This window comes from Litorerythrobacter xanthomarinus, assembly GCF_046254955.1.
GTDB lineage: Bacteria > Pseudomonadota > Alphaproteobacteria > Sphingomonadales > Sphingomonadaceae > Qipengyuania_C.
Genome location: NZ_JBJXRG010000001.1, coordinates 206,496 through 232,673, shown reverse-complemented (window position 1 = coordinate 232,673; position 26,178 = coordinate 206,496). Strand labels below are relative to the sequence as shown.

The following is a 26,178-nucleotide window of genomic DNA, read 5'->3' as shown; positions in this document are numbered from 1 at the left end:
TCGTGTGGCGGACTATGCCAAGCGAGTGGGGGTGACGCCAGCCTTAGCGGCCGATGCTGTGATATTCGAGGCCTGCTGCCTTCACGTCTTCGGCCCGGTAGATATTGCGCAGGTCGATCAGTAACGGTCGCCCCGCCAAATCCTTGACCTTGGCGAAGTCCAGCGCGCGGAAAGCGTCCCATTCGGTTACGATCACCACCGCGTCTGCACCATCGATCGCCTGGTAGGAGCCATCGCACATCTCGACAGATGGCATCAGTGGCTGGGCAATCTCCATGCCTTCCGGATCGTATCCGGAGACCTTCACGCCTGCGTCAACGAGCGCTTGCGCGACGTCGATCGCGGGGGAATCGCGCATATCATCGGTGTTGGGCTTGAAGGTGAGGCCGAGCAGCGCGACCTTCTTGCCGCGGGCTTCCTTGGCTCCGCCGAGGGCATCGATCACCTTGCGGCCCATCGCCCGCTTGCGGCTCTGGTTCGCCTTGACCACCGATTCAACGATCCGCACCGGGCTGTCATAGTCCTCTGCGGTCTTGAGCAGCGCGAGCGTGTCTTTGGGGAAGCACGATCCGCCATAGCCCGGGCCGGCATTGAGGAACTTGGGGCCGATGCGATTGTCCATGCCGATCCCGCGGCTGACATCCTGAACGTTGGCGCCGACCTTTTCGCACAGGTCGGCCATCTCGTTGATGAAGGTGATCTTGGTCGCGAGGAAGGCGTTCGCCGCATACTTGATCAGCTCGGACGAGCGGCGGCTGGTGAAGAGGATTGGCGATTCGTTGAGGAACAACGGCCGGTAGACTTCACGCATCGTCTCGCGGCCGAAATCGTCTTCCGCTCCGACAACGATCCGGTCCGGCCGCTTGAAATCACCGATCGCCGCACCCTCTCGCAAGAATTCGGGATTGGATACGACTGAGACACTATGGGCATTTCCGCTCTCGCGCAGAATGCGCTCGACTTCGTCGCCCGTGCCAACGGGTACGGTTGATTTAGTTACGACTACGGCGTCATTGGAAAGCGCTTGGCCTACTTCTTCAGCAACAGCGTATACGAAAGAAAGATCAGCATGCCCGTCGCCGCGGCGGCTGGGGGTGCCAACCGCGATGAAAATTGCGCTCGCTCCGGCAATGCCCTCGGCCAGCTCGGTTGAGAAGGAGAGCCGTCCTGCAGCGACGTTGGCCGCGACCAGTTCGGCAAGTCCTGGTTCGTAAATCGGCATGACCCCGTCGTTGAGGCTCTCGATCTTGCCGGCATCCTTGTCGATGCAAACGACGTCGTGACCGAAATCGGCGAAGCACGCGCCCGAAACAAGTCCGACATAGCCGGAGCCAACCATTGCGATTTTCATCGACGAATTTCCTCGTGTTCGATGACGATCTCGCCATCATTTTCAACTGCTGCGATGGCCCGCCGGCCAGTCCCCTCGAGCACCAGCGCCGTCAAGCGACCCGATTGGTAGGCACCGGTATCAATGCCGATCCGCATTCCGCAATCCTCGATCTCGTCGAAGATCGTGTGTCCGTGCACGACGACATGCGAGAAAGAGCCCTCGTGGCTGAGGAAGCGATCGCGAATCCAGCGCAGGTCCTTGATCTTCTGCTCTTCGATTGAGCGCCTCGGATCGACCCCGGCGTGGACAAAGACATAATCGCCTGCGACGATCATATCCTCGAATGCCCGGATAAACTTGCGGTCGGCCTTGGGTACGATCTCGCCCATTTCCTCAAACAACTCCTCGAGCGAGAGCTTGTTGTATTTCTTGCGCTTGAGGCCGTAGCTCAGGATGGTTTCGCGCCCGCCGAACTTGAGGAAATGGCGCAGGACCTCGATGTCCTCGAACGAGCGCAGGAACATCTCCTCGTGATTGCCGGCGAGGATCCTCACCTTGCGGCGCTCTTGCCAGTCGCGAGCTGCCGCCACCACGCCTGCGCTATCCGGCCCGCGGTCGATCAGGTCTCCAAGCAAGACAACCGTTGTCTTCGCGCTATCAGCCTCCGCATCATCGCGCTCGATCGCTTCGATCAGGGCGGAAAACTGGTCAGCACAGCCGTGAACATCACCAATGACGTAATACCGCTCTCCCTCGGGTACGCGAGGGAGAGCCGGGTCCGGTTTCGACCGAAAGATGTTGCGAAGCGGTTCAAACATGGTGTGTTACTGGTGTGTCAGCAAAGCTTGAGCGCGCATAGGCGAGCAAGCCTTATCCGGCAATGTACAGCGAAACGCGCAAGTCGGCATTCTGGTGCCCAAATTCAACACTTTCGGGAGTAAAGAATCTTTTTGGGCAATAATTCTTGTGCAGCGCAGCAAGATGGTTCACATTTATTGCGTCTTCGTCAGGAATGTCCGCATAAAAAAAGAGGCAACCGACGAAAACGCAGGTGGGACGAAGCGACAACATATAAGGAAGTTTGTCATGCTCACGTCCATCCGCGGCCTTGCCGCCGCATCTTTTGTACTCTCCACGACACTCATCGCGACTCCTGCGCTGGCTGACGAAACCGATCCGCCAAGCGATATCGAAGTATCAGGCAATGTTGCCCTGGTCAGCGATTATCGCTTCCGCGGCGTCTCGCTTTCGGCCGGTGACCCCGCCATTCAGGGCGGCATCGATATCGCGCATACCAGCGGTTTCTATGTCGGCACCTGGGGTAGCTCGATCGAAGGCGGCGACGCTTTCGGCGAGATGGAGCTCGACGTTTATGCCGGCTGGGGCGGTGACCTTGCTGAAGGCGTTTCGGTCGATGTCGGTCTGCTCTATTACATGTACCCCAGCGATGGCGGCGGCGGAATCGACGATTTCAACGTCAACTACTGGGAGCCATATGCTTCTGTCACGACCGGGATTGGTCCGGCTGAAGCAACCTTCGGCGTTGCCTACGCCTGGGATCAGGATTCGCTGGGTGGAGATAATCTCTATCTCTACACCGACCTCGGAACTTCGCTGCCCGGCACTCCGATCTCGTTGAGCGCACACCTAGGTTATACCGACGGTGTCCTGGCACCGCCGCTGCTTGCCGGTGACCTCGACGATTCGGGGCTCGACTGGTCGGTCGGAGCGAGCGCTACTGTGCTTGGCGGCCTAGAAATCGGCGTCCAGTATGTCGGCGTCGAAGGGCCTTCGATCGACGGTTTTACTGACGACGCAGTTGTTGGCACGCTCGCTTTCAGTTTCTGACAATCAGAAGGATACCGCCGCTCTGTTGTGGTGGTTGATCAAACGGGGCTCATGCAACACAGTGCATGGGCCCCTTTTTCATTGGCAAAGCGAGGTCCAAGCAATGGTCAAATTTCTCCACTCGATGATCCGCGTCACCGATCCCAAAGCGACGGTGGCCTTCTTCAGTCTGATCGGCCTTGAAGAAGTACGCCGGTTCGAAGTGGACCAAGGGCGCTTCACGCTCATCTTCCTGGCCGCGCCGGGACAAGCGGATATAGCTGAAATCGAGCTGACCTATAACTGGCCTCCTGAAGATGGCAGCGCCCCGGAAGAGTATGACGCCGGACGTAATTTCGGCCACCTCGCTTACCGGGTCGAGAACATCTACGAGACCTGCCAGCGGCTGGCTGAGGCGGGGCATACTATCCACCGCCCGCCGCGCGACGGGCACATGGCTTTTGTCAAATCGCCGGACGGGATTTCTGTCGAATTGCTGCAGGACGGCAGGCTGGAACCGCAGGAACCCTGGGCCAGCATGGAGAACACCGGAAGCTGGTAGCTAGGCTGTCTTGGGGGTATCCTCGATCACTTCCTGCGCATCCGAATGGGTCGTCGTAAAGCGCAGGATGATATAGCCGAAAATTGCCGAGCAGAGCGAACCGATCAATGTGCCAATCTTGGCCTCATCGATCAGCATTCGATTCCCCGGGAAGGCCAGTTCGCCGATAAACAAGGACATGGTGAAGCCGATCCCGCACAGGATCGAAACGCCCCATATCTCCGTCCAGCTCGCATGCTCGGGTCGTTTTGCAAAGCCGACCTTTACGGCGGCAAGGACGATGCCGAATATGCCGACCTGCTTGCCTAGGAAAAGACCGGTAGCGATGGCGATCGGCAATGGCGCAAGGATCCCCTCCATCCCGATTGTCGAGAGGTTCACGCCGGCATTGGCGAAGCCGAAAATGGGTACGATCAGGTAGGCGCTCCAAGGTGCCAATCCGTGCTCGAGATGCTCCAGCATGGTGTCATTATCCTTGCCCACCATCGGGATGGTCAATGCGGCGGCAACACCGGCAATAGTGGCGTGAACGCCCGAATTGAGGACGAAGAACCACAATACCAGCGATAGCACTATGTAAGGCGTGAAGGAGGAAACCTTCATCCGGTTCATTGCGAACATCAGGCCCAGAACCAGCGCGGAGCCGAGGATCCAGCCGATCTTGATGTTAGCCGTGTAGAAAATCGCGATAACCATCACCGCGCCGATATCGTCCACAATGGCGACCGTGAGTAGGAACAGGCGCAGCGAGGCGGGTACGCGGTTGCCAAGCAGACCCAGGACACCCATCGCGAATGCGATATCCGTCGCCGCCGGGATGGCCCAACCGGCAGTGAGATCTTCGGCGCTGCCTTGAACAAAGAAGAGATAGAATATCGCCGGCACCGCCATGCCCGCTATTGCGGCAAGGATTGGCAATCTCCGCTGCTCTGGCGATGAAAGCTGCCCTTCGATCCATTCGCGCTTCACTTCCAGCCCGACGACGAAGAAGAAGATCGCCATCAAACCGTCATTGATCCACAAGTGCAGCGTGTTGAGCTTGAACAGATCTTTCTCAAATAGCTCGCCGTAGAAGAACGTGAGGTATTCGTCGCTGAGAGCGGAATTGGCAGCGAACATCGCGGCCACGGCAACAATAATTAGGAGAATGCCTGCCGATGCGTCGCTGACGAACAGCGCGCGGACAGGGGCAAACATCGAACGGAGGAGGGGTTGTCTTTGCTGGTTCATATTGGGGCCCTCTCTTTCGCAATCTTTGCCGCGTTGCAAGCGAAAGCGATGCTTGATAGGCTCGGTTGTTGAAAAGGGGGCGCAGCCTTTGACAATTCTGGGATTTTCGCCGGGCGAATGGTTCTTGCTGGTCCAGCACGAACTGCTTTTGTTTGCAGCATTTTTCTTCCTGATCGGCGCAATCGACGAGCTGGCGGTGGATTTCAGTTGGCTTTGGCTCAAAGCCACTGGGCGTGCCGGGGCGCCTCCGCTCGATAGCGCGATTACCCAGAAAGACCGCCTGTCCGGCGATGCCGCGATCCTGATCCCGACATGGGAGGAAGAGCAGGTTATCGAGCAGACCGTTTCTCACATGCTCAAGGTGTGGCCGCAGCGCGAATTGCGCATCTATGTCGGCTGTTATCCCAACGATCCCGCCACGATGAGCGCAGCGATGGCGGCCGCTGCGGGCGATACTCGGGTGCGGATTGTGATTCACGACAAGCAAGGTCCGACCACCAAGGCCGATTGCCTCAACCGGCTCTACCGTGCGCTTTGCGAAGATGAGAGCCGCCAGGGCCGCTCGGCGCAAATCGTGGTACTGCACGATGCGGAAGATCTCGTCGATCCTGCCGCGCTCCCACTGCTCGACGAAGCGCTTCACTGCGCCGATTTCGTCCAACTGCCGGTCGTCCCTTTGCCGCAATCGGGTTCGCACTGGATCGCAGGTCATTATTGTGAAGAGTTTGCCGAATCACATGGCAAGGCGATGGTTGTGCGCGATGCCGTTGGCGCAGCTCTGCCTGCAGCCGGTGTCGGATGCGCGATTGCACGGCCGATCCTGCGCGATCTGGCCAAGACCAATGCCAACGCCGCCCCGTTCGATGCTGATGCATTGACCGAAGATTACGAACTCGGCCTCAAGGTCGCCGAAATGGGCGGTCAGAGCCGCTTCCTGCGCCTGCGCGATGGTGACGGCAGGCTCATCGCCACCCGGTCCTACTTCCCTGCGACTCTGGACGCAGCGGTCAGGCAGAAGACGCGCTGGCTGCATGGTATCGCTTTTCAGGGCTGGGAGCATATGGGCTGGGGCACGACCACGGGCGACGCGTGGATGCGCCTGCGCGACCGGCGCGGCCCGATCGGAGCGCTGCTGCTCGCGATTGCCTATTTGTTGCTAGCGCTCGCCGGGTTGACCTTTACGCTCGAATTCGTGGGCGTTCTTCCTGCAATCGAGCTTTCGGGCGGCCTGAAATTGCTGCTGTGGATCAATCTCGCGATGTTGCTGTGGCGCGCCGCGTGGCGGTTCGGCTTCACCCGGTCGATCTATGGTTGGAAGCAGGGTGTAATGGCCGTTTTGCGGATCCCGGTTGCCAATATCATCGCAATCATGGCCGCACGCCGGGCGATCACAGCTTACCTGCGCTCGTTCGCCGGGGTCGTACCCACTTGGGACAAGACCGCGCATGATCGCCATCCGTCCAGCTTCCCGTCAGCGCTCGATGCCGAACTGCGCTTTGCACCGCTGGAGGCGAAACGATGAGCAAGAGACAAGTCTCGCGCCGCGGTCAGCCGCTACTGGTTTACGGCCTGCTTATCCTGGGCTGGGTTGGTCTGCGCAGTGTCTTCTGGGATTCGCCTTTGGGTGATCCTGTGGCGGCAGATCCCGGCGCAATGCGCGCGGTATCAGCCGAGGTAACGGCGCCAGACAGGGCCGCGGACCGGACTGACGAAAGGCCCATGATGGATCAGCCATTCGAAGAGACGCCCTGGCGTGACCAGGATGATTGGCGGGTCGTCGAACCGGCCGATCGTCCGCTGCTTGATCCGGTTGCATTCCGGGACGATCAGGCCTCAGTCGAGTTTTCCGATGCTAGCGTCTCAGCAGGTCACCAACTCATGTGGATGGCGGCGATGGCGCATTTCCCTATGCCGAAGGCATTTGCGCAAGAGGGGGAAGCGGCTGCGGCAGCGCCTCCCAACCCATGGCTGCCCTTAGCGAAAGCGCGTGGCCAGAAGCGCTGGTCGCTCGATGCATGGGTCTTCCTGCGCGAAGATTCGGGAAGCTCGATCAGCCAGCCCGGCGTGCGGCCTAGCTATGGCCGTAGCCAGCAGGGCGCAGTGATCCGCTACCGCCTCGCTGACCTGGGAGGGCGCGAGCCAAGCCTTTATGCACGTTATACCCGCGCCCTGGCCGGTGAGCGGCAGACCGATCTCGCTGCCGGCGTCGGGGCCAAGCCCTTCGCTGCATTGCCGATCCGCGCGCATGCCGAACTTCGTGCCAGCCGGATAAACGGACGGACCGATTGGCGTCCGGCGGCTTTTGTCACTGCTGGTGTTTACGAGCAGCTTCCGCGCGGCGTGGTGCTGCGCGGCTATGGGCAGGCCGGCTATGTCGGCGGCGATTTCGCGACAGCATTTGTCGATGGGCAAATCGTGGCTGACCGGGAAGTCGCGAAGTTTGATCTCGGCAAGCTGGGCGAGGGCAGGGTCAACCTAGGCGCTGGTGCCTGGGCTGGTGCGCAGAAGGGCGCCGAACGGGTCGATGTCGGTCCGAGCGCCAATGTCGTGATGCCGATCGGTGAAGCGCCTATCCGCCTGTCAGTCGATTATCGCTTCCGCGTTGCGGGCGATGCCGCACCCGAGTCCGGTCCTGCCGTGACCCTTTCGACCGGATTTTAGCGCAAAGCCCGCTACCATCCTGCCCGCCGCTGGGGTAGGGCGCGGGCATGGATGTCTATCTGCCCATAGCCAATCTCGCGGTGAACGGTCTGCTGATCGTCGCCCTGGGTGGGCTTACAGGCGTCCTCTCTGGTTTGTTCGGTGTCGGCGGAGGCTTTCTCACTACACCGCTCCTCATCTTTTACGGCGTTCCGCCAACCGTGGCGGCGGCATCGGCTTCGACGCAGGTCACGGGTGCCAGCGTTTCGGGCGTCCTGGCGCATGCCAGCCGCAAGGGTGTCGATTACCGGATGGGCGGCGTGATCGTCGCCGGAGGTGTCGTGGGCGCAGGTATCGGGGCAATCCTGTTCCGCTTCTTCCAGGCGATCGGCCAGATCGATGTCGTGATCAGCGTGCTATATGTAGTCATGCTCGGCACAATCGGCAGCCTGATGGCGGTCGAGGCATGGCAGACGATTTCACGTAACTCGAGCAGCGCTGCACCTGCGCCGCGTCGCCGCCGGCATCACCCGCTGGTTGCCGCTCTGCCGATGCGTTGGCGCTTCTACGGATCGGGCCTTTATATATCACCCCTAGCGCCATTCATCCTCGGCATACTGGTTGGCATCCTGACCATGCTGATGGGGGTCGGCGGTGGGTTCATCCTCGTGCCTGCCATGCTCTATATCCTCGGAATGAGCGGCAATGTCGTAGTCGGTACCAGCCTGTTCAACATCCTCTTCGTGACCATCGCCACGACCATGATGCACGCGCTGACCACGCAAGCGGTCGATATTGTCCTGGTCTCGTTACTGTTGATTGGCTCAGTCACCGGCGCGCAGATGGGCACGCAATTCGCGCTCAAGCTCAAGCCGGAAATACTGCGCCTGATCCTCGCCGCTATCGTCTTGCTGGTGGCCTTCCGCATGCTCTTTGGCCTGGGCATCCAGCCAGATGAGATTTTCACGGTGGCGCCGCTATGAGGATTCTCCTCGCCATTATTGCACTGGTGTTTCTCACCGGGCAGCGCGATCCGATCCTGGTGCCGGAGGTTTCGCAGCACGAGGTCCAACTTAGGCAAGGCTTCTCTGGAACAGAGCTGCTGTTGTTCGGGGCGATCCTCGATCCGCAAGGCCAGCGCGCAGGGCAGGAATACGACATCCTGGTCGTCCTCAAGGGGCCGTCGCAGCAAATCCGTGTGCGCGAGAAAGAGCGCGTGGGCGGCGTCTGGATCAATGCGGAAACGAGCGATTTTCGCTCGGCTCCGGCGTTCTTCGCAGTCGCATCTTCTCGCCCAATTTCGGACATCGTCGACGACAAGACTGCCGCGATCTACGAGTTCGGGACAGATTACATCCAGCTGTCTCCCAGCGGCGTGATCGATCAGGAAGAGCAGGCCCGTTTTACCAATGGTTTGGTCGACTTGCGCGAGCGGCAGGGACTCTATCAGCAGGATATGCAGGGCGTGAAGATCAGCGAGCAGGTTCTCTACCAGGCCCGCATTGCATTGCCTTCCAACGTGCAAGCCGGGATCTACACTGCAGAAACCTTTGCTGTAACCCGCGGCCGGGTGATTGCGTCCGCAGTGGCCGAAGTAAATGTGCGCAAGGTGGGTTTTGAGCGCTTTGTCGAGGATGCCTCGCGCCAATACGCGCTCATTTATGGTCTTCTGGCCGTCGCCCTGTCGGTCGGCATGGGCTGGATGGCCGGGCGACTGTTCGCACTAATTTAGCGCCTTTCTCCAGCAACTTATTTGCCGCGCCAATCACCATTGACGCGATGTTAACTGTCTCCCGCTATCTCCGCTGAGCATTCAATAGGGGAAGTGCGTCGTCATGACAGAGATGGGCAAACAGTCCTTCGAGAAGACCACACCGGCATCGCCGGACCAGGTTCCGCAGCCGCCGCAAGGTCCACAGGACCTGGCGCCGCAGCAGCCTGCGCCGCAGGCTGAACCAGCTTCCGCAAGCGCAGCTGCACCCCAGGGTGAGCCGGTTTCGGACAATGCCATGCAGCCGATCGGCGTCGTGCTCGAAATCGCAGGTTCGGGCTCGCAGATTGCGCTCGATCTCCAGCGGCTCAACGAGTGCATGGAAGACGACGATCCCTCGATCGCTTTGGCCGGCCAGGTCGGCAGCCAGGTCAAGATCAAGGTGGGCGACAGCTGGCTTCTCGCCAATGTCCGCAACCAGCGACAGGATCGCAAGGCCAGCGGCGGCATCCTCGCGAACATCGATTTCCTCGGTGAGGGCCAGGAAGAGAAGCTGACGGGCCGTGTCCATGGCTTCCGCCGCGGTGTCACGCGCTATCCGGTCCCCGGAGCCTACATCTACCCGGCAACCACGCCCGATTTGCGGCAGATCTACGCCAGCGATGGCCGTGCGAACGTTCAGATTGGTAAGGTCTTCCCGACCAAGGATATCCGCGCCGGTCTCTATGTCGATGCCATGCTGGGCAAGCACTTTGCGCTACTGGGTTCTACCGGTACGGGTAAGTCGACCAGCGCCGCGCTGATCCTGCATCGCATCTGCGAGGCAGCGCCCGAAGGTCACATCGTGATGATCGACCCGCACGGGGAGTATTCGGCAGCCTTCAAGCAGACCGGCATGATCCTCGACGTTTCAAACCTGCAGATGCCGTACTGGCTGATGAATTTCGAAGAGCATTGCGAAGTGCTGCTGACGACCAAGGGCGATGAGCGCCAGGTCGATGCCGACATTCTGGCAAAGTGCCTGCTGCGCTCGCGTCAGAAGAACAGGCTGGCCGAAACGATGGGCAAGATAACCGTCGATTCGCCTATCCCCTACCTGCTTTCGGACCTTTCCGGCGCGATCCAGGATGAGATGGGCAAGCTCGACAAGGCCACTAACAGCGCGCCTTACATGCGGATCAAGACCAAGCTTGAAGAGCTCAAATCCGATCCGCGTTACCAGTTCATGTTCTCGGGCATGCTGGTGGGCGACACCATGGCCGAATTCATCTCAAAGATTTTCCGTATGCCGTCCGACGGCAAGCCGATTTCGATCATCGACGTTTCGGGTGTTCCTTCGGACATCACTTCGACCGTTGTCGCCGTTCTCAGCCGTCTTGTCTTCGACTTCGCGATCTGGGGCCGTGAGGAACAACCGCGCCCAATCCTGCTCGTTTGCGAAGAAGCACACCGCTACGTGCCATCGGAGAAATATGCCGACGATTCGTCGGTGGGCCGGATCCTCGGCCGGATCGCCAAGGAAGGTCGTAAATACGGCATTTCGCTGGGCCTCATTACGCAGCGCCCGTCGGACCTTGCCGAAGGCGTGCTTTCGCAATGCGGCACGATCATCTCGATGCGTTTGAACAACGAGCGCGACCAGGCATTCGTAAAGGCGGCCATGCCCGAAGGCGCGCGCGGATTCCTCGATTCTATCCCGGCGCTGCGCAACCGCGAATGCATCATTTGCGGCGAAGGCGTCGCCATTCCGATCCGAGTGAGCTTCGACAATCTCGAAGAGGCCAAGCGCCCGGCTTCGGAAGATCCGAGCTTCGTTGAGCTGTGGAGCAAGTCTGGCGGCGAAGAAGACATGGTCTACCGCACTGTCCAGCGCTGGAGAAGCCAAGGGGGCTAAGTCCCCCGTGTATCCCCGTAAAGATGGATATGCAGGCGATCCGACATCCGGAATCCATGCTTGAGGCATAGCGGCGCGAGCCATTCCTCCCTTTCGCGCAGCGTTGCACTGTCGGTGCCTTCGGGCATCAGGAAAGTGCGGCTGGCTGGAAAGCGGTAACGCGCTTGCAGCGCGAGCACCTCGTCCACATCCGAGGCTTGAGCGATCACGAATTTGAAGTAGGCCCGCGGATCGGCTGCATAGTCGTCCAGCCGCTCGGGGATCAGCGCGAGTTCGGCAGCATTGCCCGAATGCGCGAGCTTGGGGCTGACATTGTACTGGTCAACCCGAATGTCGACGTGGCTGGGCGGTTTGACCGTACCATTTGTCTCGATCTCGATTTCCATGTCCGGAAGAGCTGCCAGCAAGTCGGCGAGGGCAGCGGCCTGCATCAGTGGTTCTCCCCCCGTGATGACGAGGTGTTTCTGGCCTAGCGCAAGGATACGCTCGGCCACAGCGGTGGCATCGAGAGTTACCTGGTTGGCCTTGCGCCCGAAGGTCTTGCCATCGCGGTGAGGACGGTCATCTCCATCGAAATGCCACGTATAGGCGGTGTCGCACCACACGCAGGCAAGGTTGCAGCGCGAGAGGCGGACGAATGCAACGGGCATGCCCGCGCTCGGCCCTTCGCCTTGCAGGCTGGAGAAGATCTCCGGCCGGCCGGTATCATCGGTGGCAAGGACTAGCTGTGCCACATCATCCCAGCCGTGCCAGCGCCGCTTCTAGCCGCTCGACTTCTGCCGCATGATGCGCGTGATCGGCGCGGGCCTTTTCGACCGCTTCGGGCTTGGCGCGCTCGACGAAATTGGCATTGGACAGCCGCCCTTCGAGCGACTTGGCTTCCTTGGTCGAAGCTTCCAGCGCCTTTGCAAGCCGCGACTGTTCCGCCTCGACGTCAATGACCCCCTGAAGATCGACCAGCAGCACATCTTCGCCTACCGCGATTTCCATCGCCGGCTTTGGCGCAATCAAGGGCGTTTCCTCATCGCCGATCTTGCCGCACATCACGAAGGGACCGACGCGTGAAAGTCGTTCGATTGCTGCAGCCCCATTGCCGGTGAAAACCTTCATCGCAACCGGCGACGGGTTCTGGATCACCGCGCGCATTCGCTTGCTAGGAGGAATGCCTAGTTCGTTGCGGGCTGCTCGCGCATTGGTTGTAAACTCGATCATCCAGTTGACCGGGTCGGTCGCATCCTTGCTCACTTCGGCACGCGGGTTGGGCCATTTTGCTACGATCAGGTCGTAGCTTCGCTCACGCCCGCTTGTTTTGCCCTGGGCATGCCACAGCTCTTCGGTGATGAAGGGCATGAATGGGTGCAGCATGACCAAGATCTGGTCGAGCACCCATCCGGCGACCGTGCGCGTTTCCGCGATAGCTTCAGGCGAGGCGGGGGCTTGCTCGTCGTCATTGATCAGGACGGGTTTGATCAGCTCGAGATACCAGTCGCAGAAGCGATCCCAGGTAAAGTGATAGATTGTGTTGGCGGCGGCATCGAAGCGCAGCTCGGCCATCGCTTTATCGAGCGACTCGACGGTCTGCTGGACCTCGCCGATGATCCACTGGTTGACGGCCATACGCGCCTTGGGTGCGGCCAGCGTGGTGGATGCGCCGATCCCATTCGACTGGCAATACCGTGTGGCATTCCAGAGCTTTGTCGCGAAATTGCGATAACCCTTGATCCGCTGCTCGTCCATCTTGATATCGCGGCCCTGGCTTTCCATTGCCGCCATGAAGAAGCGCAGCGCATCGGCCCCGAACTGGTCGATCAGGCCGAGCGGATCGACCACGTTGCCCTTGGACTTGGACATCTTTTGTCCGTCGGGCGCGCGCACGAGGCCGTGGAGATAAAGCTTCTCCCACGGGCGTTCGCCCATGTTGTAATAGCCCCACATCATCATGCGGGCATCCCAGAAGAACAGGATATCAAAGCCGCTGATCAGAAGGTTATTGGGATAGTGGCGTTCGAGTAGCTCGGTCTTTTCGGGCCACCCCAGTGTCCCGAAAGGCCATAGGGCCGAGGAAAACCAAGTATCTAGGACGTCTTCGTCCTGCGTCAGCGCCACGCCTTCTCCGGCCTGCGCCTGTGCTTCCTCTTGGGTCGGTGCTACGTAGGCCTTACCCTCTTCGTCGTACCATGCGGGTATCTGGTGTCCCCACCACAGCTGGCGCGAAACGCACCACGGCTGGATGTTTTCCATCCAGTTGAAGAAGGTCTTTTCCCAGCTCTTCGGGACGATCTCGATCTCGCCGGATTTGACCGCCGCGATCGGCTTTTTCGCCAGTTCTGCGGCATTAACATACCACTGGTCAGTCAGCATCGGCTCGATCACCACGCCGCCGCGGTCTCCGAACGGCTGCATGATGCGCTTGTCCTCGACCGTTATCATCAGTCCTTCGGCTTCGATGTCCGCGACCACGCGCTTGCGCGCCTCGTACCGGTCGAGCCCCCGATACTCGTCGGGAACGAGGTTCAGCGTGTCGACTTCCTTGGCATCCCACGCAGCCCCGCCGGCAATCTCCTGCGCCCGCGCTGCCGCTTCCGCATAAGGCGCGCCGTCGCTGCGCATGGCGGCGACTTCGTCCATCAGGCGGTACATCGGGATGCCCCCTCGCTGCGCCACGCCGTAGTCGTTCTCGTCATGCGCACCGGTAATTTTCACCGCGCCCGAGCCGAATTCGGGATCGGGATAATCGTCGGTTATGATCGGGATGAGGCGGCGATGTTCCTTGGGGCCGACCGGTATTTCGCACAGCTTGCCCACGATCGGCGCATAGCGTTTGTCATCCGGATGAACCGCCACGGCACCGTCGCCGAGCATGGTTTCCGGGCGGGTGGTGGCGATCGAGATGTAGTCGCGCTCTTCTTCGAGCACCACATTGCCGTCCTCGTCGCGTTCGACATAGGTATAGGTTTCGCCGCCCGCCAAGGGATATTTGAAGTGCCACATGTGGCCATTCACTTCGCGGCTCTCGACTTCGAGATCCGAAATCGCGGTCTTGAGAGCAGGGTCCCAGTTTACCAGTCGCTTGTCGCGATAGATCAGTCCGTCTTTGTAGAGGTCGACGAATACCTTGAGCACCGCCTGGCTGAAATGCTCGTCCATGGTGAACTGCTCGCGAGACCAATCCATTGAGCAGCCCAGTCGGCGCAGCTGGCGGGTAATCGTCCCGCCGGACTGTTCCTTCCATTCCCAGATATGATCGTTGAATGCCTCGCGGCTCATATCGGTGCGCTTCACGCCCTGGCTGGCAAGATTGCGCTCAACCACCATCTGCGTTGCGATCCCGGCGTGATCGGTGCCCACCACCCACAGCGCATCCTTGCCGCGCAGCCTTTCGTAACGGATCACGATATCCTGCAGCGCGTTGTCGAGCGCATGGCCGATATGGAGCGAACCGGTCACATTCGGCGGAGGATTGACGATCGTATAGGGTTCGGCATCGGGCCGTTCGGGGCGGAAAAGGTCGTTTTCTTCCCAATGGGAGTACCAGCGCGCCTCGATTTCGGCGGGGTTAAAGGTGGTTGATAGTTCGTTGGTCATTAACTCGGTTCGCTCGCGCTCCCAGTCGGTGCCGGCCCTCTCCCCCCTTCCAACCATCCGATAGCCTTAAGGTTACCATATCGGGTGGTTGGAAGGGGGGAGAGCGCTGGAGCCGCAAATTACAGGCAAATTCCCATGCCAGCGCCTATTGTGCGATGCAACGAACTATTGTGACGCAAGCGCCTTGTGATTGGATGATTTTGCCAGCATACCTGCGCGATCATGCAAGGCGGGGCCGTATACGATATTGAAGAAACGGGGGATTCGTCCCCTCGACTGGTGCTATCCGGCCCTTACCTGATCTCGACAATCGGCGCGATCGACCAGGATTTGCTGGAGATTGATGCGGCGCTGCGATCGATCGATATCTCCCAGGTCCAGGAGATCGATACGGTAGGCGCCTGGATCATCTGCCGAATGGCGCGTGAGCATAATGCGGAGATCGAAGGGGCGAGCAACCGCGCTTCGCGGCTGATCGAAGCGGTCAGCCAAAGCAAGAGCAATGAGGAAATCCTCCCGCCGCACGTTAATCTGCGCGAGCGCGTGCCGGCCCGTGTCGGTGAACGCGCCTATGAAATGCGCGATGGAACACGCAGCGTCGTCGGGTTCCTTGGTGCGGTACTCATTGCTGCCGGTAGCCTGATCCGCAATCCCCGCCGCTTTCGCGTCAAGGCGCTGGTTCGCCAGATGGAACTAGTCGGCGTCGAGGCGCTCGGAATCATCGGCCTGATGAGCTTCTTGATTGGCATCGTCATCGCTCAACAAGGTGCGGTCCAACTTCAGCAGTTCGGGGCGGAAACGCTTACGGTCAATCTCGTCGGCCGGATCACCCTGCGCGAGTTGGGTGTCTTGATGACCGCGATCATGGTCGCCGGCCGCTCTGGCTCAGCCTTCGCCGCTCAAATCGGCACGATGAAACTGACCGAAGAGATCGACGCTATGCGCACGATCGGCATCTCTCCGCTGGAGGCGCTGATCATCCCGCGGATACTCGCAGTAACCTTCATGATGGTGCTGCTGGGCTTTTATGCTGCGGTTATGGCCATCATTGGCGGGGCGTTCATTTCGGAGATAGCACTGGGAATTCCGTTCTGGAATTTCCTCGAGCGGATCAAGGACGTAGTGCCGATCTACGATGTGTGGGTAGGGCTGATAAAAGCGCCGGTGTTCGGGCTGATTATCGGGCTGACCGGTTGCTACCAGGGCATGCAGGTGAAAGGGAATTCCGAAGATGTCGGCCTGCGCACTACCAAGGCGGTGGTGCAGGCGATCTTCGCCGTCATCGTACTCGATGCGTTCTTTGCGGTGTTCTTCACTGAGATCGGATGGGGATGAATAACGCCTCTTCCCCCTTCGCTGTTCGCGAAGAACACCGGCATGTGGAACGGTATCGCGGCGACCATCCGGTGGTTGTCGAGGGCCTGGTCAACCGCTTCGGCGAGCAGACAGTGCATGAAGATCTCGGCCTCAAAGTCAGGCGCGGCGAGATCCTCGGCGTAGTCGGCGGTTCCGGTTCCGGGAAGTCCGTGTTGATGCGTTCTATCATTGGGTTGCAGATCCCAAACGAGGGAGATGTAGAGGTCTTCGGCCGTTCGATCACCGATGCCGAGCCTGACGAGGTGATTGGTGTGCGCAATCGTTGGGGCGTATTGTTCCAGGGCGGCGCGCTGTTTTCGACGTTGACCGTAGGCGAAAATGTCCAGGTCCCGATCAAGCAGTTCTATCCCGAGATCGAAGACGATCTGCTGGAAGAGATTGCCCGTTACAAGGTTATGCTTTCCGGGCTCCCGGAAGAGGCTGTGAGCAAGTACCCGAGTGAGCTTTCAGGCGGTATGCGCAAACGCGCCGGGCTCGCCCGGGCGCTGGCGCTAGATCCGGAGCTGCTGTTTCTCGATGAGCCGACAGCAGGTCTCGATCCAATCGGTGCAGCCAAGTTCGACCAGCTTACGCGCGAATTGACCGACACGCTCGGGCTTACGGTCTTTCTCATCACGCATGACCTCGATACCCTCCACGAAATTTGCGACCGCGTTGCAGTGATTGCCGATCGCAAGGTGATCGCTATCGACACGGTGCCCAATTTGATGGCTCTCGACCATCCGTGGATCCAGGAATACTTCAATGGTCCGCGTGGTCGAGCTGCGCTGACTGCTCAGGCACTCGACGAATTGCGCCAGCACATGGACAAGCCCATCGCTGCGCAAGCGGTCAAAGCGTTGGACAACCCGCCGCAAGGCAAGGCATAGGGGTAACCGAATGGAAACACGGGCCAATCATGTCTGGGTAGGTGCGGTCACGCTGGCGTTGCTCGCTGCGCTGGCGCTGGCGATCGTATGGATCGCGGGCTGGGGCAAGGGCGCGCAGGACGAATACGACGTATTTTTCAAGCAGTCTGTCGCTGGGCTCGCCAATGGTTCGCAGGTGACTTTCGCGGGCGTGCCCGTGGGGCAGGTCAGCCAGATTCGGCTGTGGGACAAGGACCCCGAATTCGTACGCGTTCGCATGAAAATCGACGATGAAGTTCCGGTGCTGGTCGGTACTACCGCAACGATACAGGGCTCTTTCACCGGCGTTTCGACGATCCTGCTCGATGGCGCGCGCGCCGGAGCCGAGGCGATCACTTGCGAAACGACCGCATGTCCCGAAGGTGTTCCGGTCATCCCGCCCAAGCCCGGCGGCCTGGGTGAACTGCTTTCGAATGCGCCTTTGTTGCTAGAACGGCTGGCGACGCTTACCGAGCGACTGACCGAGATGCTGTCCGATCGCAACCAAGGCGAAATCGCGGGTATTCTCGCGAATACCAACCAGATGACCGCTGCGCTGGCCGATGCCGCGCCGCAGGTCGAACGGACCATGGCCGAACTCCAGATAACCCTGCGCGAGTCGAGCGAAGCGCTCGACCAGTTTGAAAAAGTCATGGCCTCGACTGATCAGATACTTAACGAGGATGGTCAGGCCTTGTCTCGCCAAATGCGCGAAACGTTGAAATCGGCTGATCAGGCCGCGAAATCGCTCTCGGCGACGCTCGAAGATACGCGCCCTGCAGCGCGCCAGTTGTCCGAAAGCACTTTGCCAGCAGCTGATGCTGCATTGCGCGATCTCAAGGCGACCAGCGCTGCGCTGCGCAACGTCACCGAGCGACTTGAAAACCAGGGGGCGGGAGCCGTGCTGAGCGGTCCGGCCTTGCCCGATTATAAGCCGTGATCCGGCAGGAATGGACAGTCCCATGATGCCCAGAGTCAAAACCGTCGTCGCCACGCTCTCGCTGGCTTCGCTTGCTGCTTGTGTCAGCCTGGGTAACGAGCCGCCCGACAGCCTTCTGACGCTGACGGCGAATACCAGCGTGCCTGCAGGGGCGAGCGCTGCGGGTGCGCCGGGCAGCGCTTTGGCCTTGGCCGAATTCGAGGCTCCTGCTGCAATCGACGTCGTGCGTGTTCCCGTAACGGTTAGCGAAAGCGAGCTCGCTTATCTCAAAGATGCGGTGTGGGTTGAGAAGCCCGCACGCCTGTTCCGACGCCTCGTTGCCGAGACGATCCGCACGCGGTCCAACCGTGTGGTGATCGACGGATCAAATCCAGGTTTGGGCGTTAGGGACGGGCTGAGCGGTACGATCCGTGAGTTTGGCTATGATGCGCCGACTTCCAGCGTGGTGATTGTGTTCGATGCTGTACGTCGTGGTTCCGATGCACAGATCATGACGCAGCGCTTTGAATCGCGTGTTTCGGGCATTCCCGCCGAGGTGGAGTTTGTTGGTCCGGCGCTCAACCAGGTAGCCAATGACGTAGCGGGGCAGATCGCCGACTGGATGGGCGAGTAAGCACCTTCAAGGTCAGGCTGTAGCGGCCCGCGCAAATTCCAGTGCTTTAAGAAAATCGGCCTGGCGCTTGGCGCGGCGCGCGGCGGCTTGTTCGTCGACACCCCATTGCTCGGCCTGCCAGTCCTCTTCGAGATTGGCCGCATTCCAAAGAGTTTCACCGTCTGCACCGGGCTCTAACGCTTGCAGCGCAACGCAAAGCGAAGTCGCGAGCGAGGCCATCGCGGTAAGCGCGGCCAGCGTGAATTCGTCCTCCCGCGCCATACGGCCCCGCAAGCGTTCGATGCTATGTTCGGGGTGGGATTTATGGACAATTCCGTGCACGCGCTGGAGCGTTATCCCTTCGCGCGCTTCGAAGGCTTCCAGAACCGGGTCCCACATCTCGCGTTGGCGATGGAAAAGGGGTTCGTCCGGTTCGGCACGATAGCAAAGCGTATCGGTATCGAGGTAGCTCAGTAGTTTGGCTATTGTCTCATCGCGCGAGGCTGAAATAGCGTCAATGGCCAGATCGGCGAGATCGCGAAGCGGCAAATCTGCGGCGCTAAACTCCTCGTCCATTCCTGCCCATTCCTCGGTAAGCAATTTGCCGAGCGCATTACTGGTGACCAGCTGGGGATTGCCCTTCTGGGTCTTCACCGGGCGTCCGTCGAGTGCGACCTGCCAGCCGCCTTCAACCTCGAGCAGTGTAACTTCGCGGTAGAAGCGCTTCATTCCGGCGGGCTCCGCCACCTACGGGCAAGTGTACGCGGAAGGAGGAAGAAGGTCGCGAGGCCGAGCACCGCAAGCAGGTAACCCAGCCAAACCGGAAACTCAGTATTACCGGCTGTAACGATGATTCCGAATATCGCCATCATCGCACCGCCAAAGCGGGCCAGGCTGATCATCAAGAAGCGGCCGGCAGCGGGGTCGTTACTCATCGCAAGAGCTCCATCAAATGGTCCATATCACCCGCCACTTCGCTCGCCCCATACTCGGCCAGCTCAGCAGGCGTGTGATAGCCCCAAGCCACGCCGATCGCGCGCACCGAGGCGTTGCGTGCCATTTCCATGTCGAAGCTCGTATCGCCGATCATTACCGCATCAGCTGCCTGAGACCCTGCTTCGAAAAGGGCGGCTTCCAGCATGGCCGGATGGGGCTTGGAAGGGTGGCCGTCCGAAGTCTGCAAGGATACGAACAGCTCGCGAATTCCGTGGGTTTCAAGGCATGCGTGGAGGCCGCGCTGCGACTTTCCCGTCGCCACGGCGAGCTGCCAGCCATCGGAATGAAGCGCGCGCAGAAGCGCTTCGATACCTTCATACAGCGGTTCGTTCAGGCGACCAGCCTGGCGGCGGGCAAAGAAGGTCTGCTTGTATGCTGCGACCACTTCGTCGGCCTTATCGTCAGCCAGCTCTGGCTCGAGGCGCCGGACGGCTGCAGGCAGGCTCAGGCCCACCAGGCGTCGCACTTCGTTCACGTCCGGTGCGCCCAGCCCGGCTAACGCGAACGCCTCCGCCATCGAATGGCAGACATCGGCCTGGCTATCGACCAGCGTTCCGTCGCAATCGAATACGGCGAGGCGGGTCACTTGCGCTTGCCCGCTGGCTTGCCTTTCGGCTTTGTCGGCTTTGAAGCTGCGCCGCGCGAGCGCCTTTCGCCGCGGCGCCCCTTGCGGACCTGCTTGGCATGCTGGCGCGCCGCCTGCTTCTTTTCCGCGCGGCTTTTCTCGGTTGGCCCGTCACCTGCGAGCGGGCTGGCATCGCTCATGCCCTCATCGAAACCGAGATGCTGCATGGTCTCGGCAAAATGTGAAGGCAGTTCGGCGGTGGCATCGAGCTTTCCGGCGTCCGGATGATCGATGATCAACCGCCGCGCGTGGAGATGCATCTTGCGGCTGACGCTGCCGGTAAGAAATGCGTCCTTGCCGCCATATTTGCCGTCACCGACGATCGGGTGACCGATCGCCTCGCAATGGACGCGCAGCTGGTGCGTGCGCCCGGTGAGCGGCTCCAGTTCGAGCCAAGCAGCGGACTTCCCGGCCTTATCGACCACGCGGTAGCGGGTCACTGCCCGCGCGCCGTCTTCCGTATCGACATGCATTTTTTCGCCGCCTGTGCCCGGTTGCTTGGCAAGTGGTGCGTCGATCGTGCCTTCGCGGACCTCGGGAACGCCCACGACCAGCGCCCAGTAAACCTTGCGGGCCGAACGGCCTGAGAAGCGGCGCGAGAAATAGGCGGCACTGCCCGGCGTGCGAGCGACAAGCAGCACGCCAGAGGTGTCCTTGTCGAGCCGGTGGACAAGGCGCGGTCGCGGATCATCTTCGCCCGGCGCAAAGGCATCAAGCAGCCCGTCGACATGTTTGGTTGTCTTGGTTCCGCCCTGTGTTGCGAGGCCTGGCGGCTTGTTGAGCACGATCGCGGCCTTGTCATCGCTGATCACCATGGCCTGCGCTTCGGCGATCTCGTCTTCGCTCAGCTCGCGGCGCTCACGCGGCTTGCGGCCCTGCTGCTCACCGCCCGGTGGCACCCGCAGCACCTGGCCAGCAACCAATCGATCTTCAGGCTTGGCGCGCCCGCCATCGACGCGGATCTGGCCGGTACGCGCCCATTTCGAGATGGTGCCGAAGCCAATCTGCGGCAGATTGCGTTTGAACCAGCGGTCCAGGCGAATTCCGTCATCGTCGGGGCCGACAGTAAATTGACGGACTTGTGCGGAGGACTTGGCCTTCATGCTGCAAGCCTCATGATGATGAGCCCGATATAGAGCGCGGTCAGCCCTGCGAGGATCGAGACCAGCGCGTAGCTCAAAGCGGTCATCGGCTCGCCGCGTTCGATCAGCATCATCATCTCGAGGCTGAAAGCGCTGAACGTCGTGAAACCGCCAAGGACACCGACTCCTAGCAGCAGCCGCATCTGCTCGCCATCGGTTGGCCCTTGCTTGGCCATCCAGCCGAACAGCAGCCCCATGGCGAGACTGCCGATGACATTCGCCGCGAGCGTCGCCCAGGGAAATGACATTACCGTTTGCGGGCCAAGCCATGCGGTCATCCCGCGGCCGAGTTGGTAGCGCAGGACAGCACCGATCGCACCGCCCAGGGCGACGTGAAGAGTTGCGGCGATCGGGGAAAGTGCGCTCATGCGCGGCTCCTTAGGCGCTTCGGACGCGGCTGGAAAGCCGCCTCGCACTGCCTTCAAAGCCTTGCAATAGCAGCGTTCCAGCGTTATGTGCGCCTCAGTTTCGGCCGATCCGTGACGGATTCGGCTCCTTTTTCGTTGATTTTTAACGGTGTAACCCGTGCGAATGCGGGACCGCGCCGATTGTTTTTAAGGTGTTGGAATTTATGCAAATCATCGTTCGCGATAACAATGTCGACCAGGCCCTGCGCGCGCTCAAGAAGAAGCTGCAGCGCGAAGGCGTCTATCGCGAGATGAAGCTGCGTCGCCACTATGAAAAGCCGAGCGAAAAGCGCGCCCGTGAAAAGGCTGCTGCCGTTCGCCGCGCTCGCAAGCTTGAGCGCAAGCGGTTGGAACGCGACGGCTAACAGCGAGATCGCTTGAACCGACAGCACCGTTAAGCCAAAGGGGCGTGGAAGCGATTCCGCGCCTTTTTGCTATCTAGGATCACCATACATGGCCGAAGTTACCCGCGTTCCCCTCCAGCCCATCGCCAAGGGCTCGCTTACCAAGCTGTGGCTGGGCGTGGCGATCGGCATACTGATCGGCTTTGGTCTGGCCTGGTTTGTGGTTCCCCAGGTCATGGCAACGGTCAACGGCGTGAAAATCGAAACGCTTGCGGAAGGCGTGGGCCCTAATCCCTCGGCTACCGACGTAGTGTTCGTGCGTTACAAAGGCACACTCGACGATGGTACCGTGTTCGACGAATCGCAGGATATCCCGTTGCCCGTCGAAGGTATTTTCCCCGAAGGAAGCCCGCTCCCGCTCGATCGCATGCTGCCCGGCTTCACCGAAGGCGCTCAGAAGATGCAAAAGGGCGGCAAGTACATCATGAAGATCCCGGCCGAGCAGGCCTACGGTGCCGAACCGCCTCCCGGCGCGCCGATCCCGCCCAATGCCGACCTCACATTCGAAATCGAACTCGTCGATTTCATGAGCGAGCAGGATTTCCAGGGGCGGTTGCAACAATTGCAGCAGATGATGGCGATGCAGCAGGGTCTGGGCCAGCAGCAAGGCGCCGAGGGACAACCGCCGGCGCCGGGGCAATAACCCTCTCTTCTTGAAGCCAAACGAGGCCGCTGCTAGCGAGTATTCGCGATTTTTCTGCAATTCTACTGAAGGACGCGGACATGTCCGTCGACAAAACCACCGTGGCGAAGATCGCCTCGCTGGCCCGGATCAAGATGGGTGACGAAGAGCTCGAACGCATGGTGCCCGAGCTCAACAATATCCTCGAATGGGTCGAACAACTGGGCGAGGTCGATACAGCCAATGTCGAACCGATGACGGCGGTAATTCCCAACGCCCTGCGCTTGCGCGATGATGTAGTCGATGCCGATCCCAAGACTGCGGGCGGTCGTCGCGATGATGTTCTCGCCAACGCACCAGCAGCCGAACACGGCTTCTTCGGCGTGCCCAAGGTGATCGAATAATGCCAGAGAACGCAAACGAGCTAACGAATCTTGGCGTCAAGGCGATCCGTGATGGAGTTGCCGGGGGCGAATTCACCGCGCGCGAAGTGGCGGAGGCCTTCAACGCCGCTGTCGCCTCTGCGAGTGAACTCAACGCTTTCATCGTGACAACGCCAGACAAGGCGCTTGAAGCCGCCGATGCCACAGATGCTAAGCGCGCGAAGGGCGAAGACCTAGGCAAGATGGGCGGCGTGCCGATCGGCATGAAGGACCTGTTCGCCACCAAGGGCGTGCAGACCACTGCGGCAAGCCACATTCTCGAAGGCTTCACTCCCCAGTACGAAAGCACCGTCTCGCAGAACCTGTGGGATGCAGGCGCAGGCATGCTGGGCAAGCTCAATCTTGATCAGTTCGCAATGGGCTCCTCGAACGAGACAAGCTATTTCGGCAAAGTCGCCTCGCCGTGGAAGAAGGACGGCACCAATGCCGCGATGAGCCCGGGCGGTTCTTCGGGCGGCTCGTCCTCGGCGGTTGCCGCGCGGATAGCGCCAGCTGCGACGGGCACCGATACTGGCGGTTCGATCCGCCAGCCCGCCGCCTTCACCGGCATTTGCGGGATCAAGCCGACCTATGGCCGCTGCAGCCGCTGGGGCGTCGTCGCATTCGCCAGCTCGCTTGACCAGGCGGGGCCGATGACGCGCAGCGTAGAAGATTGCGCGATCATGCTCGAGGCGATGGCCGGGTTCGATCCGAAGGATTCGACCAGCCTCGAAATGGATGTCCCAGCATGGGAAGCGGGGCTTTCCGCTGATCTCACGGGCAAGAAGATCGGCATTCCGCGCGAATATCGCATGGATGGGACCGATGCGGAAATCCTCGATAGCTGGGAGCAGGGCAAGGAGATGCTGCGCGATGCGGGCGCCGAGATCGTCGATATCTCGCTGCCGCACACGAAGTACGCGCTGCCCGCCTACTACATAATCGCTCCGGCGGAGGCTTCGTCCAATCTCGCGCGTTATGACGGGGTGCGCTATGGCCTGCGCGACCTGCCCGATGGTGCGGGCTTGCAGGACATGTACGCCGCAACGCGCGCCGAAGGCTTCGGCGATGAGGTCAAGCGCCGCATCTTGATCGGCACCTATGTGCTCTCGGCAGGCTTTTACGATGCCTATTACAACCAGGCGCAGAAGGTCCGTGCGCTGGTCGCACAGGATTTCGAGAAGGCTTGGGGCGAGTGCGATGCGATCCTCGCGCCAACTTGTCCGACAGCAAGCTTCCCGCTGGGCTCGCTCGATAAAGACCCGCTGACGATGTATTTGAATGACGTCTTCGCGGTGCCAGCCTCGCTTGCTGGTCTGCCTGCAATGAGCGTTCCGGCGATGGTGAACGGCGACGGATTGCCGCTCGGCCTACAAATCGTCGGCAAACCGTTCGACGAGCAGGGCGTGCTGAACGCCGGTCTCGCGATCGAACAGCGCGCCGAATTCGAGGCTAAGCCGGAGAGGTGGTGGAAATGAGCACGTACCGCATCCAGGGAGCAACGGGCGAATGGGAGGTCGTGATCGGCCTCGAAGTCCATGCGCAGGTCACCTCCAATGCCAAGCTGTTCAGCGGCGCCTCGACCGAATTCGGCGCGGAGCCGAACACGCAGGTCAGCCTCGTCGATGCAGCGATGCCGGGCATGCTGCCCGTGCCCAACCGCGAGTGTATCCGCCAGGCGGTGCGCACCGGCATGGCAATCGAGGCGCAGATCAACAAATACTCGCGTTTTGACCGCAAGAACTACTTTTATGCCGACCTGCCGCAGGGCTACCAGATTTCGCAGCTCTACCACCCGATTGTGGGCGAGGGGCAGCTGGTGATCGAGGCGGACGAGAAGGCCGGTATTCCCGAAGACAAGGTGATCGGGATCGAACGAATTCACGTGGAGCAGGATGCGGGCAAGCTGATGCACGACCAGCATCCGACCATGTCCTATGTCGATCTCAACCGCTGCGGCGTGGCGCTGATGGAGATTGTCTCCAAGCCCGACCTGACTTCGCCTGCCGAGGCCGGAGCTTATGTCCGCAAACTACGGTCCATCCTTCGCTATGTCGGCTCGTGCGACGGCAATATGGAGCAAGGCTCCATGCGCGCCGACGTCAACGTTTCGGTCCGCAAAGTTGGCGATACCGAGCTGGGCACGCGGACGGAGACGAAAAACGTCAATTCGGTCCGCTTTGTGATGGCCGTGATCGAAAGTGAAGTGCGCCGCCAGATCGATCTGATCGAGGATGGCGGAGAAGTGGTGCAGGAAACGCGCCTCTACGATCCGGATAAGAACGAGACGCGATCCATGCGCAGCAAGGAAGACGCGCATGATTATCGCTACTTCCCCGACCCGGACCTGCTGCCGGTCGAGCTGGAGGACAGCTTCCTCGAGGATTGCCGTGATTCGCTGCCCGAACTGCCCGATGCCAAGCGGCAGCGTTACGAGAACGAGCTAGGCCTTACGCCCTATAACGCGCGCGAACTAACTGCCGAGGTCGAGACCTTTGCGCGCTTCGAAACGCTGCTGGGCGTGGCCGCGGCGAAGATCGGCAAACCCGAAGCCAAGGTCGCGACACAAGTGGCGAACTGGGCGCTCTCGGTCGCTCCCGGCGTGATGAAATCGCTGGGCGACGAGGCGAAGGCAGACAACGCCACTGCCGAAGCGCAGGCAAGCATTCTCGCGATGCAGGACACAGGCGAGATATCCGGCGGTCAGGCCAAGGAAATTTACGAGATCGTCCTGCGCGATGGCGGCGACCCGGAGAAGATCGCGGACGAGAAGGGCCTCAAGCAGGTCTCCGACACCGGCGCGATCGAAGCGGCGATCGACGAAATCCTCGCGGCGAACGAGGACAAAGTCGAGCAATACCGCGGCGGCAAGGATAAGCTGTTCGGCTTCTTCGTCGGCCAGACGATGAAGGCGATGCAAGGCAAGGCTAACCCTCAGGTTGTGAACCAGATCCTGAAGGATAAACTGGGGTAAGCAAATCA

The 26,178-nt window shown here is 60.5% G+C and carries 26 protein-coding genes; 16 read left to right on the top strand and 10 right to left on the bottom strand.

The window, feature by feature from the left end; all coding sequences use genetic code 11:
* Positions 1-43: 43 nt before the first annotated feature.
* Complete coding sequence (locus ACEWMW_RS01155) at positions 44-1,351, bottom strand: UDP-glucose dehydrogenase family protein (RefSeq protein WP_409412057.1); 1,308 nt, start codon at positions 1,349-1,351, stop codon at positions 44-46.
* Positions 1,348-2,151, bottom strand: coding sequence for a metallophosphoesterase family protein (locus ACEWMW_RS01150; protein ID WP_409412056.1), 804 nt, complete (start codon positions 2,149-2,151; stop codon positions 1,348-1,350). The genes ACEWMW_RS01155 and ACEWMW_RS01150 overlap by 4 nt, the downstream gene beginning before the upstream one ends.
* 268 nt (positions 2,152-2,419) lie before the next feature.
* Between ACEWMW_RS01150 and ACEWMW_RS01145 the strand changes: the two genes are divergently transcribed.
* A complete protein-coding gene (locus tag ACEWMW_RS01145; protein ID WP_409412055.1) occupies positions 2,420-3,181 on the top strand; it encodes a TorF family putative porin in 762 nt (253 codons plus the stop codon).
* Between the two features lie 103 nt (positions 3,182-3,284).
* Complete coding sequence (locus ACEWMW_RS01140; RefSeq protein ID WP_409412054.1) at positions 3,285-3,722, top strand: VOC family protein; 438 nt, start codon at positions 3,285-3,287, stop codon at positions 3,720-3,722.
* Here ACEWMW_RS01140 and nhaA read toward each other — a convergent pair whose 3' ends face one another.
* Entirely contained in the window at positions 3,723-4,952 is a 1,230-nt protein-coding gene (gene nhaA / locus ACEWMW_RS01135) for a Na+/H+ antiporter NhaA (RefSeq protein ID WP_409412053.1), read from the bottom strand.
* An 88-nt stretch (positions 4,953-5,040) separates the two neighbouring features.
* Here nhaA and ACEWMW_RS01130 point away from each other — a divergent pair, with 88 nt between their 5' ends.
* From ACEWMW_RS01130 to ACEWMW_RS01110, 5 genes are all read left to right on the top strand, one after another.
* Complete coding sequence (locus ACEWMW_RS01130; protein WP_409412052.1) at positions 5,041-6,474, top strand: glycosyl transferase family protein; 1,434 nt, start codon at positions 5,041-5,043, stop codon at positions 6,472-6,474.
* Entirely contained in the window at positions 6,471-7,613 is a 1,143-nt protein-coding gene (locus tag ACEWMW_RS01125; protein WP_409412051.1) for a hypothetical protein, read from the top strand. The genes ACEWMW_RS01130 and ACEWMW_RS01125 overlap by 4 nt, the downstream gene beginning before the upstream one ends.
* A gap of 47 nt (positions 7,614-7,660) precedes the next feature.
* On the top strand, positions 7,661-8,575 hold the full coding sequence (locus tag ACEWMW_RS01120; protein WP_409412050.1) for a sulfite exporter TauE/SafE family protein: 915 nt from the start codon (positions 7,661-7,663) through the stop codon (positions 8,573-8,575).
* Positions 8,572-9,324: a TIGR02186 family protein gene (locus ACEWMW_RS01115; protein WP_409412049.1), complete on the top strand. Its 753-nt coding sequence runs from the start codon at positions 8,572-8,574 to the stop codon at positions 9,322-9,324. Before ACEWMW_RS01120 ends, ACEWMW_RS01115 begins: the two co-directional genes overlap by 4 nt.
* Positions 9,325-9,427: 103 nt before the next feature.
* A complete protein-coding gene (locus ACEWMW_RS01110; RefSeq protein ID WP_409412048.1) occupies positions 9,428-11,197 on the top strand; it encodes an ATP-binding protein in 1,770 nt (589 codons plus the stop codon).
* Here ACEWMW_RS01110 and ACEWMW_RS01105 read toward each other — a convergent pair.
* Entirely contained in the window at positions 11,194-11,931 is a 738-nt protein-coding gene (locus ACEWMW_RS01105) for a 7-carboxy-7-deazaguanine synthase QueE (protein WP_409412047.1), read from the bottom strand. The two genes, ACEWMW_RS01110 and ACEWMW_RS01105, sit on opposite strands and share 4 nt — an antisense overlap.
* Position 11,932: 1 nt before the next feature.
* Positions 11,933-14,782 (bottom strand): valine--tRNA ligase, encoded by a 2,850-nt coding sequence (locus ACEWMW_RS01100; protein WP_409412046.1) that lies wholly within the window; start codon positions 14,780-14,782, stop codon positions 11,933-11,935.
* A 222-nt stretch (positions 14,783-15,004) separates the two neighbouring features.
* Here ACEWMW_RS01100 and ACEWMW_RS01095 point away from each other — a divergent pair, with 222 nt between their 5' ends.
* Genes ACEWMW_RS01095 through ACEWMW_RS01080 form a run of 4 tightly spaced genes read left to right on the top strand, consistent with a single transcriptional unit; the run spans position 15,005 to position 18,599 of the window.
* Positions 15,005-16,117, top strand: a complete 1,113-nt coding sequence (locus ACEWMW_RS01095; RefSeq protein WP_409412045.1) for an ABC transporter permease — start codon at positions 15,005-15,007, stop codon at positions 16,115-16,117.
* The gene (locus ACEWMW_RS01090; protein WP_409412044.1) at positions 16,114-17,028 is read left to right on the top strand and encodes an ABC transporter ATP-binding protein; all 915 of its coding nucleotides are present in this window, start codon (positions 16,114-16,116) and stop codon (positions 17,026-17,028) included. The genes ACEWMW_RS01095 and ACEWMW_RS01090 overlap by 4 nt, the downstream gene beginning before the upstream one ends.
* A gap of 10 nt (positions 17,029-17,038) precedes the next feature.
* Positions 17,039-17,986 carry an MlaD family protein gene (locus ACEWMW_RS01085; RefSeq protein WP_409412043.1) on the top strand — a complete coding sequence of 316 codons (948 nt, stop codon included), beginning with the start codon at positions 17,039-17,041 and terminating at the stop codon, positions 17,984-17,986.
* A gap of 22 nt (positions 17,987-18,008) precedes the next feature.
* Positions 18,009-18,599 carry an ABC-type transport auxiliary lipoprotein family protein gene (locus ACEWMW_RS01080; protein ID WP_409412042.1) on the top strand — a complete coding sequence of 197 codons (591 nt, stop codon included), beginning with the start codon at positions 18,009-18,011 and terminating at the stop codon, positions 18,597-18,599.
* A 12-nt stretch (positions 18,600-18,611) separates the two neighbouring features.
* On the opposite strand, the gene ACEWMW_RS01075 is transcribed toward ACEWMW_RS01080, so the two are convergent.
* Genes ACEWMW_RS01075 through crcB form a run of 5 tightly spaced genes read right to left on the bottom strand, consistent with a single transcriptional unit; the run spans position 18,612 to position 21,709 of the window.
* Positions 18,612-19,307: an ATP12 family chaperone protein gene (locus ACEWMW_RS01075; protein ID WP_409412041.1), complete on the bottom strand. Its 696-nt coding sequence runs from the start codon at positions 19,305-19,307 to the stop codon at positions 18,612-18,614.
* Positions 19,304-19,513, bottom strand: coding sequence for a hypothetical protein (locus ACEWMW_RS01070; protein WP_409412040.1), 210 nt, complete (start codon positions 19,511-19,513; stop codon positions 19,304-19,306). The genes ACEWMW_RS01075 and ACEWMW_RS01070 overlap by 4 nt, the downstream gene beginning before the upstream one ends.
* Complete coding sequence (locus tag ACEWMW_RS01065) at positions 19,510-20,160, bottom strand: HAD-IA family hydrolase (RefSeq protein WP_409412039.1); 651 nt, start codon at positions 20,158-20,160, stop codon at positions 19,510-19,512. The genes ACEWMW_RS01070 and ACEWMW_RS01065 overlap by 4 nt, the downstream gene beginning before the upstream one ends.
* Positions 20,157-21,302 carry an RluA family pseudouridine synthase gene (locus tag ACEWMW_RS01060; RefSeq protein ID WP_409412038.1) on the bottom strand — a complete coding sequence of 382 codons (1,146 nt, stop codon included), beginning with the start codon at positions 21,300-21,302 and terminating at the stop codon, positions 20,157-20,159. Before ACEWMW_RS01060 ends, ACEWMW_RS01065 begins: the two co-directional genes overlap by 4 nt.
* On the bottom strand, positions 21,299-21,709 hold the full coding sequence (gene crcB, locus ACEWMW_RS01055) for a fluoride efflux transporter CrcB (protein WP_409412037.1): 411 nt from the start codon (positions 21,707-21,709) through the stop codon (positions 21,299-21,301). The genes ACEWMW_RS01060 and crcB overlap by 4 nt, the downstream gene beginning before the upstream one ends.
* Positions 21,710-21,912: 203 nt before the next feature.
* Between crcB and rpsU the strand changes: the two genes are divergently transcribed.
* The 5 genes from rpsU (at position 21,913) to gatB (ending at position 26,170) form a co-directional block, all read left to right on the top strand.
* Complete coding sequence (gene rpsU, locus ACEWMW_RS01050; RefSeq protein WP_409412036.1) at positions 21,913-22,113, top strand: 30S ribosomal protein S21; 201 nt, start codon at positions 21,913-21,915, stop codon at positions 22,111-22,113.
* Between the two features lie 88 nt (positions 22,114-22,201).
* A complete protein-coding gene (locus ACEWMW_RS01045) occupies positions 22,202-22,795 on the top strand; it encodes an FKBP-type peptidyl-prolyl cis-trans isomerase (protein ID WP_409412035.1) in 594 nt (197 codons plus the stop codon).
* An 80-nt stretch (positions 22,796-22,875) separates the two neighbouring features.
* Complete coding sequence (gatC, locus tag ACEWMW_RS01040) at positions 22,876-23,178, top strand: Asp-tRNA(Asn)/Glu-tRNA(Gln) amidotransferase subunit GatC (RefSeq protein WP_409412034.1); 303 nt, start codon at positions 22,876-22,878, stop codon at positions 23,176-23,178.
* The gene (gene gatA / locus ACEWMW_RS01035) at positions 23,178-24,674 is read left to right on the top strand and encodes an Asp-tRNA(Asn)/Glu-tRNA(Gln) amidotransferase subunit GatA (protein ID WP_409412033.1); all 1,497 of its coding nucleotides are present in this window, start codon (positions 23,178-23,180) and stop codon (positions 24,672-24,674) included. The genes gatC and gatA overlap by 1 nt, the downstream gene beginning before the upstream one ends.
* Complete coding sequence (gene gatB, locus ACEWMW_RS01030; RefSeq protein ID WP_409412032.1) at positions 24,671-26,170, top strand: Asp-tRNA(Asn)/Glu-tRNA(Gln) amidotransferase subunit GatB; 1,500 nt, start codon at positions 24,671-24,673, stop codon at positions 26,168-26,170. The genes gatA and gatB overlap by 4 nt, the downstream gene beginning before the upstream one ends.
* The last annotated feature ends 8 nt before the right edge of the window (positions 26,171-26,178 follow it).

What these genes read in the sequence shown, in the direction of transcription:
- ACEWMW_RS01115 (WP_409412049.1), top strand. Translation starts at nt 8,572, where the DNA reads ATGAGGATTCTCCTCGCCATTATTGCACTGGTGTTTCTCACCGGGCAG.
- ACEWMW_RS01100 (WP_409412046.1), bottom strand. Translation starts at nt 14,782, where the DNA reads ATGACCAACGAACTATCAACCACCTTTAACCCCGCCGAAATCGAGGCG.
- ACEWMW_RS01120 (WP_409412050.1), top strand. Translation starts at nt 7,661, where the DNA reads ATGGATGTCTATCTGCCCATAGCCAATCTCGCGGTGAACGGTCTGCTG.
- gatB (WP_409412032.1), top strand. Translation starts at nt 24,671, where the DNA reads ATGAGCACGTACCGCATCCAGGGAGCAACGGGCGAATGGGAGGTCGTG.
- ACEWMW_RS01155 (WP_409412057.1), bottom strand. Translation starts at nt 1,351, where the DNA reads ATGAAAATCGCAATGGTTGGCTCCGGCTATGTCGGACTTGTTTCGGGC.
- ACEWMW_RS01070 (WP_409412040.1), bottom strand. Translation starts at nt 19,513, where the DNA reads ATGAGTAACGACCCCGCTGCCGGCCGCTTCTTGATGATCAGCCTGGCC.
- ACEWMW_RS01075 (WP_409412041.1), bottom strand. Translation starts at nt 19,307, where the DNA reads ATGAAGCGCTTCTACCGCGAAGTTACACTGCTCGAGGTTGAAGGCGGC.
- ACEWMW_RS01045 (WP_409412035.1), top strand. Translation starts at nt 22,202, where the DNA reads ATGGCCGAAGTTACCCGCGTTCCCCTCCAGCCCATCGCCAAGGGCTCG.
- ACEWMW_RS01095 (WP_409412045.1), top strand. Translation starts at nt 15,005, where the DNA reads ATGCAAGGCGGGGCCGTATACGATATTGAAGAAACGGGGGATTCGTCC.
- ACEWMW_RS01085 (WP_409412043.1), top strand. Translation starts at nt 17,039, where the DNA reads ATGGAAACACGGGCCAATCATGTCTGGGTAGGTGCGGTCACGCTGGCG.
- ACEWMW_RS01125 (WP_409412051.1), top strand. Translation starts at nt 6,471, where the DNA reads ATGAGCAAGAGACAAGTCTCGCGCCGCGGTCAGCCGCTACTGGTTTAC.
- crcB (WP_409412037.1), bottom strand. Translation starts at nt 21,709, where the DNA reads ATGAGCGCACTTTCCCCGATCGCCGCAACTCTTCACGTCGCCCTGGGC.
- ACEWMW_RS01145 (WP_409412055.1), top strand. Translation starts at nt 2,420, where the DNA reads ATGCTCACGTCCATCCGCGGCCTTGCCGCCGCATCTTTTGTACTCTCC.
- gatC (WP_409412034.1), top strand. Translation starts at nt 22,876, where the DNA reads ATGTCCGTCGACAAAACCACCGTGGCGAAGATCGCCTCGCTGGCCCGG.
- gatA (WP_409412033.1), top strand. Translation starts at nt 23,178, where the DNA reads ATGCCAGAGAACGCAAACGAGCTAACGAATCTTGGCGTCAAGGCGATC.
- ACEWMW_RS01150 (WP_409412056.1), bottom strand. Translation starts at nt 2,151, where the DNA reads ATGTTTGAACCGCTTCGCAACATCTTTCGGTCGAAACCGGACCCGGCT.
- ACEWMW_RS01110 (WP_409412048.1), top strand. Translation starts at nt 9,428, where the DNA reads ATGACAGAGATGGGCAAACAGTCCTTCGAGAAGACCACACCGGCATCG.
- nhaA (WP_409412053.1), bottom strand. Translation starts at nt 4,952, where the DNA reads ATGAACCAGCAAAGACAACCCCTCCTCCGTTCGATGTTTGCCCCTGTC.
- rpsU (WP_409412036.1), top strand. Translation starts at nt 21,913, where the DNA reads ATGCAAATCATCGTTCGCGATAACAATGTCGACCAGGCCCTGCGCGCG.
- ACEWMW_RS01060 (WP_409412038.1), bottom strand. Translation starts at nt 21,302, where the DNA reads ATGAAGGCCAAGTCCTCCGCACAAGTCCGTCAATTTACTGTCGGCCCC.
- ACEWMW_RS01140 (WP_409412054.1), top strand. Translation starts at nt 3,285, where the DNA reads ATGGTCAAATTTCTCCACTCGATGATCCGCGTCACCGATCCCAAAGCG.
- ACEWMW_RS01090 (WP_409412044.1), top strand. Translation starts at nt 16,114, where the DNA reads ATGAATAACGCCTCTTCCCCCTTCGCTGTTCGCGAAGAACACCGGCAT.
- ACEWMW_RS01080 (WP_409412042.1), top strand. Translation starts at nt 18,009, where the DNA reads ATGATGCCCAGAGTCAAAACCGTCGTCGCCACGCTCTCGCTGGCTTCG.